The 21004-nt window shown below is 72.6% G+C and carries 18 protein-coding genes and 1 pseudogene; 9 read left to right on the top strand and 10 right to left on the bottom strand.

The genetic code is table 11. The features are described from left to right. Positions 1–16: 16 nt before the first annotated feature. Positions 17–3559, top strand: a complete 3543-nt coding sequence (locus J2S42_RS09605) for a glycoside hydrolase family 9 protein (protein WP_307237697.1) — start codon at positions 17–19, stop codon at positions 3557–3559. On the opposite strand, the gene J2S42_RS09600 is transcribed toward J2S42_RS09605, so the two are convergent. After that, the gene (locus tag J2S42_RS09600; protein ID WP_307237696.1) at positions 3529–4296 is read right to left on the bottom strand and encodes an AfsR/SARP family transcriptional regulator; all 768 of its coding nucleotides are present in this window, start codon (positions 4294–4296) and stop codon (positions 3529–3531) included. The two genes, J2S42_RS09605 and J2S42_RS09600, sit on opposite strands and share 31 nt — an antisense overlap. 98 nt (positions 4297–4394) lie before the next feature. Between J2S42_RS09600 and J2S42_RS09595 the strand changes: the two genes are divergently transcribed. Further along, entirely contained in the window at positions 4395–5933 is a 1539-nt protein-coding gene (locus J2S42_RS09595; protein WP_307237694.1) for a PP2C family protein-serine/threonine phosphatase, read from the top strand. A 6-nt stretch (positions 5934–5939) separates the two neighbouring features. On the opposite strand, the gene J2S42_RS09590 is transcribed toward J2S42_RS09595, so the two are convergent. Beyond that, positions 5940–6602 carry a type 1 periplasmic-binding domain-containing protein gene (locus J2S42_RS09590; RefSeq protein WP_307237692.1) on the bottom strand — a complete coding sequence of 221 codons (663 nt, stop codon included), beginning with the start codon at positions 6600–6602 and terminating at the stop codon, positions 5940–5942. Positions 6603–6757: 155 nt separating this feature from the next. Here J2S42_RS09590 and J2S42_RS09585 point away from each other — a divergent pair, with 155 nt between their 5' ends. From J2S42_RS09585 to J2S42_RS09575, 3 genes are all read left to right on the top strand, one after another. Continuing rightward, complete coding sequence (locus J2S42_RS09585) at positions 6758–7504, top strand: hypothetical protein (protein ID WP_307237690.1); 747 nt, start codon at positions 6758–6760, stop codon at positions 7502–7504. 53 nt (positions 7505–7557) lie between these two features. Continuing rightward, complete coding sequence (locus tag J2S42_RS09580) at positions 7558–9471, top strand: fibronectin type III domain-containing protein (RefSeq protein ID WP_307237688.1); 1914 nt, start codon at positions 7558–7560, stop codon at positions 9469–9471. Between the two features lie 65 nt (positions 9472–9536). Next, positions 9537–10553, top strand: a complete 1017-nt coding sequence (locus J2S42_RS09575) for a COG1361 family protein (protein ID WP_307237686.1) — start codon at positions 9537–9539, stop codon at positions 10551–10553. A 41-nt stretch (positions 10554–10594) separates the two neighbouring features. Here J2S42_RS09575 and J2S42_RS09570 read toward each other — a convergent pair whose 3' ends face one another. The 3 genes from J2S42_RS09570 to J2S42_RS09560 all read right to left on the bottom strand — a co-directional run bounded on the left by J2S42_RS09570 (position 10595) and on the right by J2S42_RS09560 (position 13034). After that, positions 10595–10984 carry a class I SAM-dependent methyltransferase gene (locus J2S42_RS09570; RefSeq protein WP_307237684.1) on the bottom strand — a complete coding sequence of 130 codons (390 nt, stop codon included), beginning with the start codon at positions 10982–10984 and terminating at the stop codon, positions 10595–10597. 79 nt (positions 10985–11063) lie between these two features. After that, a complete protein-coding gene (locus J2S42_RS09565; protein WP_307237682.1) occupies positions 11064–12350 on the bottom strand; it encodes a hypothetical protein in 1287 nt (428 codons plus the stop codon). A 312-nt stretch (positions 12351–12662) separates the two neighbouring features. Further along, positions 12663–13034: a hypothetical protein gene (locus tag J2S42_RS09560; protein ID WP_306827725.1), complete on the bottom strand. Its 372-nt coding sequence runs from the start codon at positions 13032–13034 to the stop codon at positions 12663–12665. Between the two features lie 281 nt (positions 13035–13315). Here J2S42_RS09560 and J2S42_RS09555 point away from each other — a divergent pair, with 281 nt between their 5' ends. Further along, entirely contained in the window at positions 13316–14542 is a 1227-nt protein-coding gene (locus J2S42_RS09555) for a sulfite oxidase (protein WP_307237680.1), read from the top strand. Between the two features lie 120 nt (positions 14543–14662). Beyond that, a pseudogene (locus J2S42_RS41935) lies at positions 14663–15205 on the top strand (LamG-like jellyroll fold domain-containing protein); the annotation flags it as partial. Positions 15206–15270: 65 nt separating this feature from the next. On the opposite strand, the gene J2S42_RS09550 reads toward J2S42_RS41935, so the two are convergent. The 5 genes from J2S42_RS09550 to J2S42_RS09530 are packed head-to-tail and all read right to left on the bottom strand — an operon-like array spanning position 15271 to position 18692. After that, the gene (locus J2S42_RS09550) at positions 15271–15945 is read right to left on the bottom strand and encodes an MBL fold metallo-hydrolase (protein WP_307237678.1); all 675 of its coding nucleotides are present in this window, start codon (positions 15943–15945) and stop codon (positions 15271–15273) included. 9 nt (positions 15946–15954) lie between these two features. Next, a complete protein-coding gene (locus tag J2S42_RS09545) occupies positions 15955–16344 on the bottom strand; it encodes a VOC family protein (RefSeq protein ID WP_307237676.1) in 390 nt (129 codons plus the stop codon). Next, complete coding sequence (locus J2S42_RS09540) at positions 16344–16634, bottom strand: ArsR/SmtB family transcription factor (protein ID WP_307237674.1); 291 nt, start codon at positions 16632–16634, stop codon at positions 16344–16346. Before J2S42_RS09540 ends, J2S42_RS09545 begins: the two co-directional genes overlap by 1 nt. 41 nt (positions 16635–16675) lie before the next feature. After that, positions 16676–17755 (bottom strand): zinc-dependent alcohol dehydrogenase, encoded by a 1080-nt coding sequence (locus J2S42_RS09535; RefSeq protein WP_307237672.1) that lies wholly within the window; start codon positions 17753–17755, stop codon positions 16676–16678. Continuing rightward, positions 17748–18692 (bottom strand): Gfo/Idh/MocA family protein, encoded by a 945-nt coding sequence (locus J2S42_RS09530; RefSeq protein ID WP_307248673.1) that lies wholly within the window; start codon positions 18690–18692, stop codon positions 17748–17750. The genes J2S42_RS09535 and J2S42_RS09530 overlap by 8 nt, the downstream gene beginning before the upstream one ends. Before the next feature lie 178 nt (positions 18693–18870). On the opposite strand from J2S42_RS09530, the gene J2S42_RS09525 reads away from it, so the two are divergent. Beyond that, positions 18871–19869 (top strand): glucosyl-3-phosphoglycerate synthase, encoded by a 999-nt coding sequence (locus tag J2S42_RS09525; RefSeq protein WP_307237671.1) that lies wholly within the window; start codon positions 18871–18873, stop codon positions 19867–19869. Positions 19870–19877: 8 nt separating this feature from the next. Continuing rightward, positions 19878–20969: a glycosyltransferase gene (locus J2S42_RS09520; RefSeq protein WP_307237669.1), complete on the top strand. Its 1092-nt coding sequence runs from the start codon at positions 19878–19880 to the stop codon at positions 20967–20969. The last annotated feature ends 35 nt before the right edge of the window (positions 20970–21004 follow it).

Raw genomic sequence — 21004 nt, 5'->3', positions numbered from 1 at the left:
AGCAACGGGGACACCCATGAGACCACCGGTACGAACCGCCACCGCCCTCGCCGCAGCGCTGCTGCTCGCGGCCGGGGGCCTGACCGTCACACCGTCACCCGCCGGTGCGGCCGTGACCTCGTACATCCGGCTCAACCAGGTCGGCTACCAGGCGGACCAGCCGAAGATCGCCTACCTGATGGGCACGGCGGCACAGGCCGGCTCCGCGTTCCGGGTCGTCGACTCCGCCGGCGCCACCGTGCTGAGCGGCACCGCCGGTGCCAGCCGCGGCTCGTGGAACAGCGGGTACACCGGCGTGTCCGCGATCGACTTCTCGGCGGTCACCACGCCGGGCACGTACACGATCCAGATCGCCGGCGTGACCACGTCACCGGCGTTCACGGTCGGCAGCGGAGCCGACCTCTACGCGCCGGTCGCGGCGACGATGACCACGTTCTTCCAGACCCAGCGCGACGGTACGGACGTCGTCCCCGGCTCGCTGAACCGGCAGCCCGCGCACCTGGCGGACTCGTCCGCGACCGTCTACAACGTGCCCACGTTCGAGGAGGGCGGCGACGCGATCGTCGGCAACCTGCGGGCGATCAGCGGCGTGCCGAAGGTCGACGTGTCCGGCGGCTGGTTCGACGCCGGTGACTACCTCAAGTTCACCCACACCACCGCGTACGCGGCCGGCGCACTGCAGATCGCGCAGCGCTCCGGCAGCGCCGACCCGGCCCGCGCCGCGGAGATCGACCACGCGATGACCTGGCTGGACAAGATGTGGGACGAGAGCAACGGCGTGCTCTACGTCCAGGTCGGCCTGGGCGGCGGCAACGGCACGTTCGAGGGTGACCACGACCGCTGGCGGCTGCCGCAGGCGGACGACACCATCACCGACGCGGCCGGGACCGGCGGGTACTACCTGCGCTACCGGCCGGTGCTGCGGGCGAACGCGCCCGGCGCGCAGATCAGCCCGAACCTGGCCGGCCGGGTCTCCGCCGCGTTCGCGCTCTCCGCGCAGCTGCACGCGACCAGCGACCCGGCGCGCGCGCAGCGGGACCTCACCACCGCCGCCGCGATCTACGGCAAGGCGAAGACCACCGGCACGATCGGCCAGCTGGTCACCGCGTACCCGTGGGACTTCTACCCGGAGACGCTCTGGCACGACGACATGGCCTACGGTGCGACCGAGCTGGCCCGGGCCGCCCGCGCGCTCGGCGACACCCGCGCCATCACCTGGCTCAGTCAGGCCGCGCTGTGGGCGAAGAACTACATCGACGGCGGCGAGGGCAGCACGCTCAACCTGTACGACGTGGGCGGCGTCGCGCTGCCGGACCTGGCCGAGGAGCTGATCGAGACCGGGCAGACCGGGCTCGCGGTCACACCGGACGCGATCCTGGCCCACCAGCGGGCGAAGCTGGACGCGGCCGTGCAGCGCGCGAACAGCGACCGGTTCGGGGCGGGCGCGGAGTACACGAACTACGACTCGACCTCGTACACGCTCGGCCTGATCGCGCAGGCGCGCCGCTACGACGAGGTCAGCGTGACGAACACGTACGGCGCGTTCGCGCAGTCCCAGGCGAACTGGGCGCTGGGCGGCAACCCGTGGGGCGTCTCGCTGATCATCGGCGTCGGCAGCACGTTCCCGAGGTGCCCGCACCACCAGGTGGCGAACCTGGCCGGCAGCCTGACCGGCACCGGCAACATCCTGACCGGCGCCGCGGTCAACGGGCCGAACGGCGAGGATCTGTTCGACGGCCTCTACGACAGCGGTACCTGCCCGGCCGACGGCGTCGACCGGTACGCGGCGTTCACCGGCCAGGGCGCCCGATTCATGGACGACGTGGACGCGTGGATGAGCGCGGAGCCGGCCATCGACTTCACGGCCACCGGGCTGCTGGCGTTCGCGCTGCTCGGCAAGGGCGGCGGTGGCGGCACCGGCCCGGACCCGGAGCCCGAGCCGCAGCGCAAGAAGGACACCATCGCCGTCTTCCGGCCGGCGGAGCCCAGGGTGTACTTCCGCAACAGCCTGTCGACCGGAGTCGCGGACGTCCGGGTCGGTTTCAACATCGCCGGCGATGTAGCGCTGGTCGGTGACTGGGACGGTGACGGCGTGGACGGCGTCGGTATCTGGCGACCGTCCACGAGAAGGGTCGGGCTGAGCAATACCATCGTGAAGCCGGTCACCGTTCATGACTTCGTGGCGTCCTACGCGGCGGCTTCCGACGTGCCGCTCGTCGGCGACTGGGACGGCGACGGCATCGACACGGTGGCCACCTGGCGGCCCGGCGACCAGACGGTGCGGATCCGCAACGACCACCAAGCCGGCGCCGCGCAGCAGAGCGTGAAGATCGGTGCGGTCGGCGACACCATCCTGGTCGGTGACTGGGACGGCGACGGCAAGGACAGCCTCGGTTACCACCGGGCCGCCGAGCGCCGGTTCTGGCTGCGCAACGAACTGGCGAACACGGGTTCGGAGTCCCCGTTCGTCTACGGCAGCGTCGGCGACAAACCGGTGGTCGGCGACTGGAACGGCGACGGCACCGACACCGTCGGCGTGTTCCGCGCCCCGAACAGCTGGTTCCTGAAGGACACCAACGCGTCGGGCAACGCCGACTACGCCGAGTTCACCTTCGGCCAGAACGGCGACCGGCCGCTGGCCGGCGACTGGGTGCGGGACGACCCGGCCACCCCGCCGGCCACCGGGCAGACGCCGAAGGAGCTCGCGGTCAAGAACGGCTTCTACGTCGACCCGGACTCCAACCCGCAGCAGTGGGTCGCGGCCAACCCGAACGACTCCCGGATCGCCGCGATCCGCACGAACCTCGCGTCGAAGCCGGGCGCGCGCTGGTTCGGTGACTGGAGCGGGGACGTCCGGGCCGCGACCGACGCCTACGTCGACGGCGCGACCGCGGCCGGGAAGGTGCCGATCCTGGTCGCGTACAACATCCCGAAGCGTGACTGCGACGGTCAGTCCGCCGGCGGCGCGGCGAACGCGGCCGCGTACCGGACGTGGATCACCGAGTTCGCCGCGGGCGTGGCCGGGCGGCCGGCGATCGTGGTCCTGGAACCGGACGCGGTCACCCAGATCGACTGCCTGAGCCAGACCCAGATCACCGAGCGGTACGGGCTGGTCTCGCACGCGATCAACGCGTTCAGCGGGCAGGCGTGGACGTACCTGGACGCGGGCAACGCCGGCTGGATCGCGGCGGACGAGATGGCGACCCGGCTGACGGCGGCCGGGATCGCGAACGCGCACGGTTTCGCGGTGAACACCGCGAACTTCTGGCCCACCGCGGACTCGACCACCTACGCGAACGCGATCAACGCGGGCCTGACCACGGCGAAGCCGTTCGTGATCGACACCAGCCGGAACGGCAACGGGCACAAGGGCGACTGGTGCAACCCGGCCGGCGTGAAACTCGGCGACACCTCGCGGGTCAACGCGTCCGGCGCGGAGATGCTGCTGTGGCTGAAGGTGCCGGGTGACTCCGACGGGGCGGATTGCGGCCGGATCCAGGGTCTTCCGGCCGGTACGTTCAGCCCCGACTACGCCATGTGGCTGATCAACGGCAACTGACCCACGGCGAAATCCTGGCGGAGGACCCGGAGCCGGGCCTCCGCCAGGTGCGCGCCCGCGTCCACGCCCAGTTCCTCGGCGAGCAGCCGGGTGGTCCGGGCGATCACGTCCAGCGCCTCCGCCTGCAGGCCGCACGCGGCGAGCGTGAGCGCGCGCAGCGACTGGGCCAGCTCGTCCAGCGGTGCGGACTCGGCCATCCGCTCGACCAGCGGCAGCGACCGGTGCGCGGTGCCGTCGGCCAGGCAGGCGGCCGCGACCTCCGTGGTCACCTCGCGGCGCACCCGGTCCAGCGTGCGCACCGCGTACCGCTGGCGCAGCGTGTGCGGCGCGTCGGCCGCGACCGGGCCGCGCCACAGTTCCAGCGCCTCGATCAGCGTGCCGGTGTCCCGCCGGGCTCGCCCGTCCGCGACCAGCCGCCGGAACCGGCCCACGTCCACCGCCTCCACGGGTACGTCCAGCCGGTAGCCGGCCGGGGTCAGGTCCAGCCGCGGCCCGCCGTGCTCGCCCAGCCAGCGCCGCAGCCGGTGGATCGCCACGTGCACCGGCCCGGCCGTGCCCCGTCCGCCGCACGCGGCCGCGGCCTGCCCGGCCGGCACCGGCTCCGCCTCCACCAGCAGCAGCGTCAGCAGCCCGCGCAGCCTCGGTGCGGTCAGCGTGGCATCGGCACCCGGCGGCCACATCCGCAACGGCCCCAGCACACCGAACTCCAGCACACCGAACTCCAGCGCGTCGGTCATCCTCAGGTCCCCCATCGACGGACGTACCGGCATGGTATTCCGTCGATGTCCGGCCCGCACCGACGCCCGGTGTGCCGGCCGGAGGCTATTTTCTCCTGGTGGATGATGTTTTCGAGTCGGCCGGGTCGCTGCGCGAGGCGTATGCCGCGGTGGACTGGGCGGCGACGCCGCTCGGGCCGGTCTCGTCGTGGAGTCCGACGCTGATCGCCACGGTGCGGATGGCGCTGCGGACCCGATTCGCGGTCACGCTGTTGTGGGGACCGGAGTACGTGCTGGTCTACAACGAGGCGTACGTGCAGATGATCGCGGACAAGCACCCGGCCGCGCTCGGCCGTCCGGCCCGGGACGTCTTCCCGGAGATCTGGGGCACGATCGGCCCGATGCTGGACAAGGCCGCGGGGGAGCGGGCCACCTGGGTCAGTGACCTGCGGCTGCTGATGGACCGGCACGGCTACCTCGAGGAGACGTTCTTCACGTTCTCCTACTCCGCGGTCGCGAACCCGGACGGCGTGGTCGAAGGCGTGATCGACATTGCGTCCGAGACGACCGGGCAGGTGATCGGCAACCGCCGGCTGGCGCTGCTGCACCGCCTCGCCGACCGGCTGGCGGACGTGGAGGACCCGGCCGCGCTGCTCGGCCGGGCGCTGCCGGTGCTGCGTTCCGCGCCCGAGGACCTGACCGGTGTCACGCTGACCGTGCCGAATCCGTGGATTCCGGAGCCCTGGGAGCCGGCACCGGCCGAGGTGACCGTGGACGGCGCGGTCGCCCGGGTCCGGCTCGGCGGCGGCGCGGGTCTGCTCACCGCGACGCTCAGCCCGCACCTGCCGGTCGACGAGCGGTACCTCGGCTTTCTGCGGCTGATCGGCGGCGCGCTCTCCCAGGTGCTGGACCGGCTCCAGGCCCGGCAGGCGGAGCGGCTGCTGACGTCGATGGAGCGGGCGATGTCCGAGGCGCTGCAGGACAGCCTGCTCACTCACGCGGCGCAGCCGGACAATCTGCGGGTCGCGGTCCGCTATCGCACGTCGATCGCGCAGGCGCACATCGGCGGCGACTGGTACGACGCATTCCAGCTGGTGAACGGCCTGCACACGGTGGTGGTCGGCGACGTGACCGGGCACGACCGGGACGCCGCGGCCGTGATGGCGCAGATCCGGAACATGTTGCGCGGCATCGCGTACACGGTCGAGCGGCCGCCGTCGCAGCTGCTCGACGCGCTGAACGACGCGATGCTCGGGCTGGGGGTGGACCGGTTCGTGACGGTGGTGCTCGGCCAGTTCCGTGACGAGCCGGGCCGGCGCACGTTCCGCTGGGCGAACGCGGGTCATCCACCGCCGGTGCTGCTGCACCCGGACGGGCGGGCGGAACTGCTGCGCCGGCCGTCGGAGATCCTGCTCGGTGTGGCCGATCCGCCGGCGCGGACGGACCATGAGATCGAGCTGGCGCCCGGCGCCGCCGTCGTCCTCTACACCGACGGCCTGATCGAGCGTCGCGGTGTTGCCTTGGACGAGTCGCTGCGGGACCTCACGGAGACGCTCACCGGCCGGGCGGACCTCGACGCCGAGCAGATCTGTGACCTGTTGCTGGACCGCTACACCGGGCACGCGGAGGACGACATAGCGCTGACCGTGGTGCGGTGACCTCGGTCAGAACGTGTCCATCCAGATGACGACGCCGGTCACGCCGTGCAGGACCGCGGCGACGCCGGCGCGGACGGCGGCGGCACAGCGGCCGGCGGTGAACGAGGCCGGGTCGAAGACGGTGGCCGCGCCGTTGCCGGTGCCGCGGAACGACGCGCCGGTCCAGCCGACCGAGGTGACGTTGCCGGTGGGTTCGGGCAGTTCCGCGCCGACGACCAGGAACTGCTGGTCGAGGTGGCTGGCGGTGACCACGGCGAGCGCGTCGATCAAGTCGTTGCCGGCGCTGACGATCAGGTCCGGGCGCATCTCGATCGCCGCGACGATGCCGTCCACGTGGTGCGCGGCCGCGTCGACCGTGCGCAGGTCGACGTGCTCCGCGCCGGCCCACTCCTCGACCGCGTCGATCACCGCCTGCGCCGGTGCGTCCGGGCCGGCGGTGAGCAGCACGACCCGGTAGCCCTCGGACGGGCGCACCCGGGACCACGAGCCGGGCGACGGCGTGACCGTACCGGCCGGGGTGGGCGGTGCGGACGGGTCGGTGAAGCCGGGGCCGAGCGCGCCGATCGGGGCCGGGGACGGGTGCGGTCCCGCGGCCCAGTCGTCACCGCCAGCGCAGCCGGAGGCGGTGATGATCACCGCGGTGAGCATGGCCAATGACCGGAGTCGCACGGATTTTCCTCGGGCAGGCGGGCAGGCGGGCAGGCGGGCAGGGGGCAGGTGCGCGTCCTTACTACTCCGGGTGCGGTGTGACCTGGAAGGCTTGTCGCCAACCGTTCGTCCCCGATCTGGATCTTGTTAATCCGCGGGGTGCAGCGTGCACTCTCATGTTCAGACGCGCAGCCGCTCTCGGCCTCACCGCGGCGGCGCTCGCCGTGCTCGCCGCCGCACCGGCGCAGGCACACGGGTTCACCTCGACCGTCTACGTCGACGTGACCGCGGACCGGGACCGGGTCGCCACCACCCTGCAGCTCGAGTACGACCTGCTGTTCGTGTCCGCGGCCGACTACATGGCGGACGACCCGCTGTTCCGCGCGGGGGACGCGGCGTTGAAGGCCGGGGACACCGTGGCCCGGGCCGCGGCGGTCAACGACCACAGGGACACGGTCATCGGGTACGTGTCGGAGCGTTTCACGGTCACCGCCGGTGGGCGCGCGTGCACCGCGGCGGACGCCGGTGCGATCACCATGGCCGAGCAGGAGGGCGTGCCGTACGCGGTGCTGCCGTTGACCTGGAACTGCCCGGCCGGAGGCGGCCACGCGATCCGCAGCGAGCTGTTCCCGGACGACGAGGGATACGTGCGGGACACGACGACGCGGGTCACGTACACACTCGACGGCCGCGGCGGCAGCGTCGTGCTGACCGGGGCCGCGCCGGAGTTCTCCACCGGTACGCGGTGGTGGCGTAACCCGTGGGTGCATGCGGGCCTACTCGCCGTGGCGGTGGCCCTGGTGCTGCTGGTCCTGCGCCGCCGGGGCACGTCGCCCGCGTCACAGACGGCCAGCTCTTCCTGGGTACGCCACCGTTCCGCCCGGCCCGGTTCACGAGCGGTTCACGACGTACCACCAAGTTGATCAACGCTTTTTCAGCACCACACTCTCATCTGGAAATGAGGAAGAAACAGCCGATGAGAAACAGCAACCTCTCGTGGGGCCCCGGCCCCGCGGGGCGCCGGGCGACCGCAGGGTTCGCCGCGGCGTTCGTGGGCCTCGCCGGGGCCCTCGGCAGCGGACTCGGCAACCCCGTGTTCGCGGCCGATGCCGCCACGCTGAGCGGCATCATCCTCGGGGTGGGCGCGGACGAGACCCAGCGCATCGTGACCTGGTACTCGTCCGCGGACACGGCGCAGTCCATCCAGCTCGCGCCGGCCGCGCAGGTGAAGGACGGGCAGTTCCCGGCGGACGCGGCGACGATCGCGGCGATCGGCGGAGCGAACGTCGCGGCCAGCGGCGGCTTCAACCGGCACGCGACCATCACCGGGCTCGCGGAGCACACCGCGTACTCGTACCGGGTGGGTGCGGAGGGGAACTGGTCCCCGGCGTACTCGTTCAGGACGCAGGACTTCGAGGGCGACTACGACTTCCTGTTCTACGGCGACCCGCAGATCGGGGCCTCCGGCAACCTGGCCAACGACCAGGCCGGCTGGGTGGACACGATGAACGTGTCGCTGGCCGCCAACCCGGGCGCCGAGCTTCTGGTGTCCGGCGGCGACCAGGTCGAGACCGCGGGCAACGAGGCGCAGTGGTCGGCGTTCCTCGCGCCGGACGGCCTGCGCTCCTACCCGTGGGCCGCCACCATCGGCAACCACGACGTCGGTTCCAAGGCGTACGAGCAGCACATGTTCACCCCGAACACGGACTACTCGGGCAAGTACTACGCCAACGGCAACCCGGCGTCGAACACCTCCGGTGGCGACTACTGGTTCATCTACAAGGACACGCTGTTCATCGACCTGAACAGCAACTCCTACGCCACCTCGCAGGGTGGCGGCGGTGACGCGGCGCACCTGCAGTACGTGGCCGAGACGATCCGGCAGCACGGCGCCAAGGCGAAGTGGACGGTGCTGGTCTACCACCACGCCATCTACTCGCCCGCGGCGCACGCCAAGGACGGCGACGCCAAGGTCCGGCGGAACGACTTCCCGACCGCCTTCTCCAACCTCGGCGTCGACCTGGTGCTCCAGGGCCACGACCACGCGTACTCGCGCAGCTACTCGATCAAGAACGGCGTCAAGGAGAACCCCGACGAGCAGCCGAACGCCGCTGAGGTCTTCCCCGGCCCCGGTGGTGTCATCTACGTGACCTCGAACTCGGCCTCGGGCTCGAAGTACTACGACATCACCAAGCCGGACGCCTCCGGTACCAACGGGCCGGACCCGCTGAAGCCGGAGAACTACTGGTACAACTCGGTCCAGAGCCAGGAGAAGGTGCGCAGCTACACGAAGGTGAAGGTGCGCAACGACGAACTGGTCGTCGAGACCGTGCGCAGTCAGGCCAAGGGCGACGCCCCGGTCGGCTCGTTGGTCGACTCCGTGACGGTCCGCCCGTTCCACGGCGACAACCAGGAGATCCAGGTCAACGTGCCGACGGCGGCGCCCGGCGAGTTCGGGTGGACGATCGACGGCTACAACGGCCTGGTCGACCTGGGCACGGCGACGGAGGTCGACACGACCTACTTCGCCGCGTCCGGTCAGATCAACCCGATCCTGGTGACGGACACGCGGCGCTCGCTGGCGCCGTGGTCGGTGTCGGCCGGCGTGGGCGACTTCGTGGACGGCGACAAGTCGTTCTCGGGCGCCTACCTCGGCTGGGCGCCGAAGGTGATCACCGCCGGCGCGGGTGCCGTGGCCGGGCCGGTGGCGCCGTCCGCGTACACCGCCGGTGGCGACGGCCTGTCCGTCTCGCGCGGCCTGGCCTCGGCGGCGCAGGGCCACGCGCGTGGCTCCGCGAAGGTCGGCGCCGACCTGGACCTGAAGATCCCGGGCGAGGTCGACAAGGGCTCGTACCGCACCACCCTGACGATCACCGCGCTGAGCAGCTGATCGCATTCCGGAAGTCGGTGGGGCGGGCCTCGGGCTCGCTCCACCTCTGGTTAAGGAAACCCGTCATGCGTTGGAAGAACACCGTCCTGGCCGTGCTCGCGGCCGCCGTCTCGGCCGGCCTGTGGGCCACCCCGGCGATGGCCGAGGAGGGCGACGTGACCTGGACGGTGCGGACCGCCTCGAACAGCCTCGGCGCCGACCGGTCCAGCTACAGCTACGCCATCAACCCCGGCGGTACGGTCTCCGACGCCATGGTCGTCGCCAACCGCGGCACCGCCCCACTGACCCTGGCCGTGTACGCCGCGGACGGCTTCACCACCGGCGAGGGCGGCCTGGACCTGCGCAACCGGACCGTGGCACAGACCGGCGTCGGTGCGTGGGCCACCGCCGGCGGCACGGTGACCGTCGCGCCGGGCCGGACCGCGGACGTACCGTTCACCGTCGCGGTCCCGGCCGACGCCACGCCAGGCGACTACGTCGGTGGCATCGTCACGTCCCTGACCAGTCCGGACACCACCCAGCAGGTCAACGTGGAGCGCCGCCTCGGCATCCGGATCACGCTGCGCGTCGGCGGTGAACTGGCGCCGTCGCTCGCGGTCTCCGGGCTGCGCGTCACCTACGACGGAACGTGGAATCCGTTCGCGGGCGGCGCGGCCACGGTGTCGTACACGATCGAGAACACCGGCAACACCCGGCTGTCCGCGACCCAGGTCGCGTCCGTGGCCGGCCCGTTCGGCTGGTTCCGCGCGTCCTCCGGCGACGTGCCGGCTCCACCGGAGCTGCTGCCCGGCGAATCCTGGCCGGTCACGGTGCCGGTCGCGGACGTCCCCGCGGCGCTGCTGCTGACCGGCACCGCCACGGTGACCCCGCTGATCGTCGACCCGTCCGGCTCCCGCTCGATGCTGGCACCGGTCTCCGCGGAGGCGACGGCGTGGGCCGTACCGTGGCTGCTCCTGCTCGGTCTCGTGGTCCTGCTCGGTCTCGTGGCGCTCGCCGTGTGGCTGCGCCGCCGCCGGAAGGCGCGCGAGGACGCCCGCGTGGCGGCGGCGGTCAAGGAGGCGCTGGCCACCGCCGCTCCGTAGGCCACGCGACGTCTTGTCCAGGCCGGTCTGCGGCTCCGTGCTCAGGCCGGCCGGCGGTGTCGCTGAGGCGCCACATCGGCAGCAGGACGTGTCCCGCCTCGTCCGCGGTCAGCCACCAGCGCGTCCGCCACCCCGAACGTGACGTCGACCCCGCGCTCCGCGGCGGTCTCCCGCGCTCGCGCGATCGCCGACGGCGCACCGTCGACCCCGGTCACCCGCAACCCTCGCCCGGCGAGGAACATGGCGTTCTCCCCGAACCCGCACCCCACCTCCAGCACGTCACCGCCGAACGCCCCGCGCCCGGCCAGCTCCACCACCACCACCGGCTGCGGCGCCCCGAGATCCCACGACACGGCCGGCTTCTCCGCCGTGTGCTCCGCATACAACTTCTCGAACCCCGCGTTGTCCAGATGCGCTGACTGCCCCGCCACGACCGCCCCTTCCGACGACACCCCACATCGGAGAATCCCACCGTCGTCGCATGATCGGGGGACCGGCGGACCGCCGGTCTCAGCAGGGGCCGGCGGTGAGGACGGGGGTGTTGGTGTCCGGTGTGTTGCCGGAACCGTTGAAGACGACGCGGAGCGTGGTGGTGGGGCTCAGGGCGGAGCGAGGCACCTGCCAGCGGAACGTGGTGCCGGTGCGGGCGGTCTGCAGGCCGCTGCTCTCGACCTCGGACCAGTCCCACTCGGTGTCGTTCGCCCGGAACAGGCCGTCGTTCTCCACCATGTAGTCGGCGCCGAGCCGGCCGCCGATGTCGGGTACGTCGTAGCCGGTCGAGGCGTTGCCGTCGACGTCGAGGTAGGCGTGGTGCCAGTCGAACGGCTTCGTGAACGTCACGGCGAGGACCACGGCGCTGCCGGTGGTGCACGCGGAGTAGCCGGTGATCGGGCCGCTCGCCACCGGTGCCCGGGTGGCCGGTGGCGGGGCCTGGGCCGCGGCGGCCGCGGTGGTGCGGGCCGGTGCGGGGGTGGGCGACGCGGTCCGGCTCGGTGCGGGGGACGACGGCGTGGCGCCGGCCGACGGTACGGCGGACGTCGGCCCGGCGGACGGCGTGATGATGGTGACCTGGCCGGTCGCGGGTGCGCCGAACGTGGCCGGCGGGACCGCGACCGGCCGGTCCGCGCCGTCGGGGTCCAGGCCGCGGCCGGCGAGCGCGGCCGCGGTGATCACGATGGCGCCGATCAGGACCAGCGGCACCAGCCACAGCCGCGGACGCGGTGCGGGCCGGGCGCCGGCGGCCGGGCCGGCCTCCGCTGCCGTGGCCGATGTCCCGGTCACGGCCAGCCCGGCGGTGGTCTCCGCGCTCTCCCGCGCCGAGTCACCGCGGAAAGCCTCCGGTCCCCGGGCCGCGTCGCCGTGGAAAGCCGCCGGCTCCCGGGCCGCGTCGCCGTGGGAAGCCGCCCGCTTCCCGGAGGGGTGATCGCGGAATGCCTCCGGCGACGCCGCCACCGTCGGCAATCCACTGTCGGCGGACGCCGCAGCGACCTCGACGGCGGGCGGCGATACGGCGGCGGCCGGTGACGTGGCCACCGTCGGCCCGCCCGCGGAGGTCGCGGGCGACGGCGGCGCGAAGGTAGCCGGTGCGGCGCCCGCGGGCGGCACCGGGCCGTCGCTCGGGGCCGGCACCGGCTGCGCGGGCCAGGAAGGGAGCTTCGGCGTGCCCCAGGAGCCGGAGTCCTCGGACTGTGGTTCCGGCGCGTCCGGCGAGGTCAGGCCGCGCAGTGGGATGGCCCGCTGGAGCGGCGGACGACGGTCGGCCTCCTGCTCCGCGGGGTTCTTTCCCGGTTCGGTCACCGAACGCCTCCGGCGTCGCTCAGCAGCGTCTAGTCGTGTATCGAAGTGGGGGTCGGAGCGAGGCGTGGTCCAGTTGTCGTCCGGGTGTGCGGCGCGGAAGCCCTCATACCGGTGTTGTGTGTGGGCTTTTGCGACGTGCGGCCAGACGGCGCCCGGGCCTCGCCGCAGCCCGGCCATCCACGTCGATAAACGACCTGGTGTCCGACGGCGTCGACCGTGAACCAGGAAATACTCGGCGTGCCACTGTGGATTGTCAATGCGCCGGCGGGCGCGCTCGCGTGATCTGCGGCACGCCCGCCCCCGCGGTGCCGGTCAGACCTCGAGTTCCGCCTCGACGCGGCGCAGGCGGTGCCGGGCCAGGCCGAGGTTGGCCCGGCTGCGGTCCAGCACCATGTAGAGCAGCAGCGCCTCACCCGGGCGCCGCGGCTGCATCAGCCGGATCAGGTGGTACTGGGTGTCGAGTGTGATCAGCAGGTCCTCGATGCCGTCGGAAAGACCCAGCATCTCGAGGGTGCGCAGCTTGGCACGCACCACGTCGGTGTTGCCGGCCGCGGCGACCGTCATGTCGATGGTGCCGCCGCCCAGCACGCCGAGCGTCAGGCCGCTGGTGTAGTCGACGAGCGCGACGCCGATGGCGCCGTCGATCGTCATGGCTTCCTTCAGTGCGATGTCGATGCTGGCCATACGTCTTCTTCCCCGCTCGGTACTGTTGCCATTTCGCTTCCATGCGACTACCGTCCGTGAGTCGATCTTGGGACGGCTCAGCGCAGCCTTGCACGGCGCCCACGGGGATCGAAATCGAGCGGCGAGAATTGGCCGCCCGTACCCTGAAGTTCGGACAACGGCCGGCCGAACCATCGAAACGGCCGATACCCAGCAAAGACATCGTCTGGTACTGGATGGTTCCCGCCGTTGCGCGGCGTCGCTTATTCCTATCACGCCGATAGGTATGGTTGGCTGTATCGATGGACGAGATGACGTATGACCGGCTGCGGCTGGAACAGTGGCGGGACGGGCGGGCGAGCGGTCGCGGGTTCACGCGGCGGGATCTGATGCGGCTGGCCGCCGCGGTCGGCGCCGGGGGTGCGGTCGGCGCCGCGGGCGGGACCGCGCGGGCGGCGGACGGGCCGATCGTGAAGCCGCTGCCGCCGGAGCTGTTCACGGTCTTCGGGACGAACGCGGAGACCAGGTGGGAGGCGCTGCGGGACACCGGCTACCTGGTGCCGGTGGACCGGTTCTTCGTACGCAACCACACCAGCACGCCGATCATCGATCCGGCGGCGTACCGGCTGAGGCTCTTCGGCAGCGGGCTTCGCGCGCCCGCGGAGTTCAGCCTGGACCAGCTCAAACGGCTGCCCCGGGAGACGATCACGGCGGCGGTCGAGTGCGCCGGCAACGCGCGCAGCTTCTTCACCACACAGCAGGGCCAGACGGTCAGCGGTACGGCGTGGAAGCTCGGCGCGATCGGTGTCGGCCGCTGGCACGGTGTGCGGCTCGGCACCGTACTGCGCGCGGCCGGGCTGCGCCGGGAGGCAGTCGACGTGCAGCCGCAGGGCCTGGACGCGCACTTCGTCAGTGGCGGTGTCGACCTCGGGCCGGTGCGCCGGCCGCTGCCGGTCGGCAAGGCGCTGGACGACGTGCTGCTCGCCTGGGACCTCAACGGCGCGCCGCTGCCGCCGGACCACGGTGCGCCGCTGCGCGTGGTCGTGCCGTCCTGGATCGGCATCGCGTCGATCAAGTGGGTGGGCGCGATCGAGGTGGCCGCGGAGCCGCTGTTCTCGCCGTGGAACACGCAGTTCTACCGGCTGTTCGGCGCGGACCACCCGCCCGGCGGCACGCTGATCGACGAGCAGGTGGTGAAGAGCGCGTTCGAGCTGGCCTGGGGCGCCTCCCTGCCGCTGGCCCGCACCACGCTCACCGGCCGCTCGTGGTCGGCGAACGGCCCGATCCGGCACGTCGACGTGAGCACGGACGGCGGCACCAGCTGGCGGCGCGCGCACAGCACCGGCCCGAACCTGCCGAGCGCCTGGCAGCGCTGGCGGATCGACTGGACTCCGGCCGCAGCCGGTGCGCACACGCTGATCGCCCGCGCCACCGACGTGACCGGCGCGAGCCAGCCGGCCACGGTGCCGCACAACGCGCTGGGCTACCTGTTCGGCGCGCAGGTCCGGCACCCGGTGACGGTCGCCTGACCGGCGAGGGCCGGGTGCCCGGTCTCCCCGAGGGCCGGGCACCCGGCGGCCGTGACCGGCGACGACAGCTTCGGCCGCGCGTTCCGCACCGGTCAAGAATTCGGGACGACGGGACGGATCATGGGTCGCTGGCCTGCCACAATGGCGCCGGGACGGGACGGGCGTGGGACGGCGGCGAAAGGGGCCGGGAATGTCCGGAGAGGACGATCGGTCGCGTTCGCCGGACACCTGCGGATGCTGAAGAACCGGTCCGGCCGCGTCGTCCGAGCCCACGGATCCGCCGGGCGCTGCCGCGGCGGGCCCACGGCGTACCCGGGGAATGTCCTTCCTGCGACTGGCCGTGGCCGCGATCGTGCTGTTCCTGGCCGTGCACGCGCTGGTCGCCTGGCCGTCGCTGTCGTCGACGCGGGCGCGGACCGCTGGGCGTTCTCGGTCATCCAGGACGGCAAGCCGTGGACCGTCTCGTCCGCGCGCGTGCCGCACCCGCGGTCGTGGACGCATCTGGCCGCGGTGCACGACGCCGCCCTGCGCCGGGTGGTCCTCTACGTCAACGCCGTCACCGAAGGTATCGAGCTGCCGGGCCGCTCCCGGCACGTCGAGGGTCCGCTGCGGATCGGTGCCGGTTCCCGCCCGGTCGCTGGCGCGGCGCGGTCGACGAGGTCATGGTCCACGCCGCGGTCCTGTCCGCGGCCGAGGCGTTCACGCTGTCCGTCACCGGCCGCGGCTGATCAGGCGATCAGCGCCCGGAACCGGTCCGCCGCACCGGCCGTGACCGCGGTGCCGTGGCCGAAGACGACCGTCTCGAAGTCGAGTGCGGCCAGGCGGCGCAGGCTCTCCTCGGCCCGTGCCGGATCATCGCTCATGATCTTCGGTGACCGCTGCACCCCGCGCCGGCCGCCGGACGCGGCGTCACCGGCGAAGAGCACGCCACCGGCGCGGTCGAGCAGGTACGAGACGTGCCCGTCGGTGTGACCGGGCGTATGCACCGCCGAGAAGCCGGGCACCGAGATCGCGCCGTCCGCGGACAGCGTCTCGTCGACCGGCACCACCTCCGCCGTGCCGGTCACCGTGCTGATGAACCGCTGCAGCCGGGTCAGCGGCACCGGCCGCGTGCCGTCGATCGACGGCGCGTCCCGCTCGTGCGCGACCACCCGCGCCCCGGATTCGCGACGCAGCGCGGCCAGCCCGCCGACGTGGTCGGCGTGGCGGTGCGTGACGAGGATCGCGGTGATGTCCCCGATCTCGCGGCGCAACTCCCGCAGCGCGGCACCGACCCGCCCGGACCGGCCGGGCAGCCCCGTGTCGACCAGCACCACACCGTCGTCCGTCACCACCAGGTGCGCGTGCACGAACCCGATATTGACCTCGAAGACCCCGTCCACTATCTCCCGCACGCCCACCATCCTATGCCATCAGTGAGTCTGGATGATCTGGATGAGGTTGCCGCAGGAGTCGTCGAAGACCGCGGTGGTGAAGGCGCCCATGTCGGCCGGTTCCTGGGTGAAGCGGACCCCCAGCCCGCTCAGCCGCGCGAACTCGGCCCGGACGTCGTCGACCGCGAACTGGGTGTACGGGATGCCGTCGCCGGCCAGCGCCTCCTTCCACGGCTTGGCGGCCGGGTGGGCGTCCGGTTCGAGCAGCAGCTCGGTGCCGTCCGGGTGGTCCGGGGAGACCACGGTGAGCCAGCGGGCGCCGCCGCCCATCGGGACGTCGTGCTTCTTCACGAAGCCGAGGACCTCGGTGTAGAACCTCTCCGCCACGGCCTGGTCGTGGACGAGCACGCTGGTGATGGTGATGCGCATCAGATCTCCTCGGTGTCGCGGTGCCGCCACCGGTCGGTGAGGTGCTCCAGTGGGCCGGTGTCGAGATGGTGGAACTTGTGGCGTCCGTCACGACGGCTGTGCACGAGGCCGGCCGCGGCCAGCACCTCGAGGTGCTGGGAGACGGCCTGGCGGGACGAGCCGAGCCGGTGCTTGGAACTCAGCCGCGCGCAGATCTCGAACAGGGTCTGGCCGTCCCGATCCGCCAGTTCGTCCAGTATTTTCCGGCGGGTCGGGTCGGCCAGGGCCTTGAAGACGCGGTCATCGTCCACGCGACGATGATAGGCAAGTCAATGCTTGCATATCAAGAAGATCAGAAGGTCAGGACCGACTGCACCTCCTGGCGCCGGCGCGCGGCCAGGTCGTCGAGCAGCGTGGGCGCCTCGTCGAACGGGACGACCGCGGTGATCACGTGGCGGCGGATCGCGTCGCCGTCGCGGCGCAGCAGGTCGACGGTGGCGGCGGAGAGCCGTTCCCGGTCCCAGGTGCCGGCCAGGCCGCGCGGCACCCGGCCGATCTGCGCGCAGACCAGGCGCAGCCCGTTGTGGTGGAACTCCTCGCCGAGCCGTACCTCGTCCGCGCCGCCCTGGTAGAACGCGAGGTCGATCACGGTGCCCTGCGGCCGGAGCAGCCGCAGCGCCAGTTGCAGCGCGGACGCCTGGCCGCGGCACTGGAAGACGACGTCCGCGCCGCGGTCGCCGGGCCAGTGCCGCCACGCGGTCTTGAGCAGCACCGCGGGGTCGTCCGGGCTGCCGCTGTCCAGTGTGTCCAGCCCGAGCGACTCCGCGACGGCGCGGCGCTCCGCGGACGGGTCGACCACGACGACCGAGGCGGCGCCGTGAGCGCGGGCGAAGAGCGCGGTGAGCAGCCCGACCACGCCGGCGCCGGTGACCGCGACCCGGCGGCCGGCCACGCCGTCGCCGAGTCCGCGCGCGGCCGGCCCGGCCGCGTCCGAGGACGCGTGCAGCAGGCCGTTCGCGCAGATCGGGCCCATGTGCGCGGCGTAGATGCCGAGCATCGGGTCGAGGTCGTCCGGCAGTGGCACGATCCGGTCGCGCAGCGGGTCGCCGGTCCAGCCGGTCCGGTGGCCGTACGTCATGGCCACGGTCGTGCCGGTGGTCACCGCGGGCGTGCTGCTCTCGGTGACGACGCCGACCTCCATGTAGCCGAGCCGGGTGACCGGATAGGCGTCGTCCGCCGGCCCGCCGAACAGGCCCAGTTCGGCGTCGAAGCCGTGGTGCAGCGCGGGATTGGTGTTCTTCACGAAGCTCAGCTCGGTGCCGGCCGAGACGCCGCTGAACAGCGTGCGCACCCGGAACGGGCCGGGCGCGACCTCCTCCTCGACGATCTCCAGCTTCCCGGGCGCGCTGACGATCAGGTTGCGGTCAGACATCGCGCGTCTCCCCGGTCGCGGCGGAGGCGGCGACCGCGAGCGCGAGCGCGTGGGTGCGCAGCGCCTCCGCGTACGGCACGCGGATGTCCTGCTCCTCGCCCCGGACCGCGGCGATGAACGCGCGGTCGACCGCGACGCGCGCCGATTCCGGATCGCTGTCCACGGTGCGCTCGCCGTCGGCGTCGCGGACGGTCAGCCCGGTCTCGGAGACGTGCAGCGCCAGCCCGTCCGCGTAGATCTCCAGCCCGGCGCGCTCCTTCCAGCCGAGCACGCAGGTCGCGGCGAGCGTGCCGACGGCACCGTTCGCGAAGCGGAGCACGGCGGCGGTCGCGCCGTCGATGTCGGCGCCGTCGCCGGCCGGCGGCGTGCCGTTACCGGCCGCGGTCACCGACGTGACCTCGCCGGCCAGGTGCCGGGCCAGGTCGAGCACGTGCGCGGCCTGTTCGACGATCGGCCCGCCGGACTTCTCGCGCAGCGGCCACCAGCCGACCGGTGGCACCTTGTCCAGCCAGGCGCCGGTGACCAGCCGCACCGGGCGGTCCGCCAGCAGCTTGCGCGCCTCCTCGACGACCGCGAGGTACCGCCAGTGGTGGCCGACCGCGGTGAGCAGCCCGCGCTCCGCGACCGTGTCCGCGATGTCCTGTGCCGTGGTGATATCGACGGAAATGGGTTTCTCCACGAACAGCGGCAATCCGGCCTCGATCACGGCGCGTTCCGCGGGCCCGTGCGCGAACGGCGGAACGCAGATGTAGACCGCGTCCAGCGGTTCGTTCAGCAGTGCCGCCACGTCCGGCGCGACCCGCGCGCCGTGCGGTCCGGCGAGCGCGGCCGCCGCCTCCGGCACCACGTCCGTCACGGCCGTGACCTGCACGTCCGGCAGGCTCGACAGTACCCGTGCGTGGCGCTGGGCCACGCCTCCCGCACCGACCAGTCCCACTCTCGTCACCGGCGTCTCCTCGCTTCTCGGCGGTGGTGTCGCCGTTGCACTGCTCGGTGGACGCCCTCCGCAAACTCTTGCCGGATGACAAATGTTCACGTCACAGATGCGCTTGGAAATCCCGCCGGGCGGGAAGTGAGGGACGACAGGCGAGAAGATCAACTACCCGGGGGTACGCATGACGCACGATGTCTCTCCCGTCCTTGAGGCCTGGGCCTCGTCCCGCACCTTCACCTACACCGAGTGGTCGGACGCGGAACTGGTCCGGGCCAAGGGGGAGGACCGCGTCAGCGTGGTCATCCCCGCCCGCAACGAACAGGCCACCATCGGCGCGATCGTCACCACGATCCGCGAGCGGCTGATGGACGAGATACCACTGGTCGACGAGATCCTCGTGGTCGACTCCCGGTCCACCGACGACACCGCGCTGATCGCGGAGGCGGCCGGTGCGCGCGTGGTCGGTCAGGACGACGTGACCCGCGGCCTGCCCCGGATGGAGGGCAAGGGCGACGCGCTCTGGGCCGGGCTGGCGGCCAGCACCGGAGACGTGGTCGCGTTCGTCGACGGCGACCTGGAGGACTTCTCCGCGCACTTCGTGACCGGGCTGCTCGGCCCGCTGCTGACCGACGCGTCGGTCGAGTTCGTCAAGGGCTTCTACCACCGGCCGCTGCACCGGGCCACCGGCGTCGAGCCGGACGGCGGCGGCCGGGTCACCGAGCTGGCCGCGCGCCCGCTGATCAACCTGTTCTGGCCGGAGCTGGCCGGCGTCGTGCAGCCACTGGCCGGGGAGTACGCGGGCCGCCGCCGGGTACTGGAGCGGATCCCGTTCGTCTCCGGCTACGGCGTGGAGATCGCCATGCTGATCGACCTGCTGGCCGAGGCCGGGCTGGACGCGCTGGCCCAGGTCGACCTCGGGGTGCGCCACCACCGGCACCAGAGCACCGAGGCGCTCGGCCGGATGTCCGCGCAGATCATGGTGACCGCGTGGGGCCGGCTGCACCGCGCCGGGATGGTCACCGAGGAACTGCCGCCGTCCACGCTGATGACGCAGTTCCGCCGCGGCCACGACGGTGGGTTGCCGCGCCTGGACCGGGAGATCGTCACGCACGAGGTCGGCGTGACCGAGCGCCCGCCGCTCGCCTCGCTGCGCCGCGTACCCGGGCTGGTGGCCTCGTGAAGGTCCTGATGAACGCGGGACCCTGGCTGCCGGTACCACCGCACGGCTACGGCGGCATCGAGAACATCGTCGCCACGCTGGTCCCGGAGCTGCGCGCGCTCGGCATCGAGGTGGTGCTGGCCACGGTCGGGGAGAGCACGCTGCCGGCCGACGAGCACGTGCACGCGTTCGGCACCGGGCAGTTCGCGATGCTGCAGCGCCCGTACAACCAGGCGTGCGGCGTGGTGCCGGCGCACCAGGCCGCGGTGCTGCGCCGGGTCGCGGCCGGTGACATCGACCTCATCCACGACCACGTGGAGGCGGCCGGGCTGGCCATGCTGGCGGCGCTGGATCTCCCCGGACTGCACACGCTGCATTGGGACCTGCGCAAACACCCCGACCTCTACGGCACGTTCGACGGCGGCGCCCGGGTCCGGGTCAACGGCGTCTCCGCCGACCAGCTCACCCACGCGCCGGCGGCGTTGCGCGCCCACGCGATCGGGCACGTGCACCTGGCCACGCCGCTCGCGATCGACGCGGACAAGCGGCAGAAGACCGAGAAGCACGGGTACGCCGTGGTGCTCGGCCGGATCAACCCCGGCAAGGGCCAGGACCTCGCGGCCCGGCTGGCCCACCGGCACGGCTTCGACCTGGTGCTGGCCGGCCCGGTCGGCCCGTACCACTCGCCGGAGGCGCTGGCCGCGGCCGACCCGCAGAACCCCGACGTGCGCTTCTGGCACGAGCAGGTCGCCCCGCACGTCGACGGCGTCCGGGTCCGGTGGGTCGGCACGGTCGCCGGCCAGGAACGTGACGACCTGGTCGCCGGTGCCCGCGCCGCGCTGTTCCCGCTGCGCTGGAACGAGCCGGGCGGCACCGCGGTGGTGGAGTCGCTGGCGCTCGGCACGCCGGTGGTCGGCATCGCCCGCGGATGCCTGCCCGAGCTGATCGAGCACGGCCGCACCGGCCTGCTCACCACGGACGAGGACGAGCTGGGCGAGCTGATGCACGCGGTCGGCGGCCTGACCGAGTCGGAGTGCCGGGCCGAGGCGGCCCGCCGCTTCACCCCGGCCGTGATGGCAGCCGGCTACGCCCAGCTGTACGAGCGGATGCTCACACCCTGAGCGGTACGGGGGTCCCGTCGCACGGGACCCCCGTA

The sequence above is a fragment of the Catenuloplanes indicus genome, from assembly GCF_030813715.1.
Lineage (GTDB): Bacteria > Actinomycetota > Actinomycetes > Mycobacteriales > Micromonosporaceae > Catenuloplanes > Catenuloplanes indicus.
Note: the sequence above shows the minus strand (reverse complement) of the source record. Positions and strands in the feature narration are given on the sequence as shown.

Coding starts and splice junctions, on each gene's coding strand:
- J2S42_RS09605 (WP_307237697.1), top strand. CDS start 17: ATGAGACCACCGGTACGAACCGCCACCGCCCTCGCCGCAGCGCTGCTG.
- J2S42_RS09575 (WP_307237686.1), top strand. CDS start 9,537: ATGCGTTGGAAGAACACCGTCCTGGCCGTGCTCGCGGCCGCCGTCTCG.
- J2S42_RS09580 (WP_307237688.1), top strand. CDS start 7,558: ATGAGAAACAGCAACCTCTCGTGGGGCCCCGGCCCCGCGGGGCGCCGG.
- J2S42_RS09600 (WP_307237696.1), bottom strand. CDS start 4,296: ATGACCGACGCGCTGGAGTTCGGTGTGCTGGAGTTCGGTGTGCTGGGG.
- J2S42_RS09560 (WP_306827725.1), bottom strand. CDS start 13,034: ATGGCCAGCATCGACATCGCACTGAAGGAAGCCATGACGATCGACGGC.
- J2S42_RS09535 (WP_307237672.1), bottom strand. CDS start 17,755: ATGTCTGACCGCAACCTGATCGTCAGCGCGCCCGGGAAGCTGGAGATC.
- J2S42_RS09520 (WP_307237669.1), top strand. CDS start 19,878: ATGAACGCGGGACCCTGGCTGCCGGTACCACCGCACGGCTACGGCGGC.
- J2S42_RS09555 (WP_307237680.1), top strand. CDS start 13,316: ATGGACGAGATGACGTATGACCGGCTGCGGCTGGAACAGTGGCGGGAC.
- J2S42_RS09585 (WP_307237690.1), top strand. CDS start 6,758: ATGTTCAGACGCGCAGCCGCTCTCGGCCTCACCGCGGCGGCGCTCGCC.
- J2S42_RS09550 (WP_307237678.1), bottom strand. CDS start 15,945: ATGGTGGGCGTGCGGGAGATAGTGGACGGGGTCTTCGAGGTCAATATC.
- J2S42_RS09545 (WP_307237676.1), bottom strand. CDS start 16,344: ATGCGCATCACCATCACCAGCGTGCTCGTCCACGACCAGGCCGTGGCG.
- J2S42_RS09525 (WP_307237671.1), top strand. CDS start 18,871: ATGACGCACGATGTCTCTCCCGTCCTTGAGGCCTGGGCCTCGTCCCGC.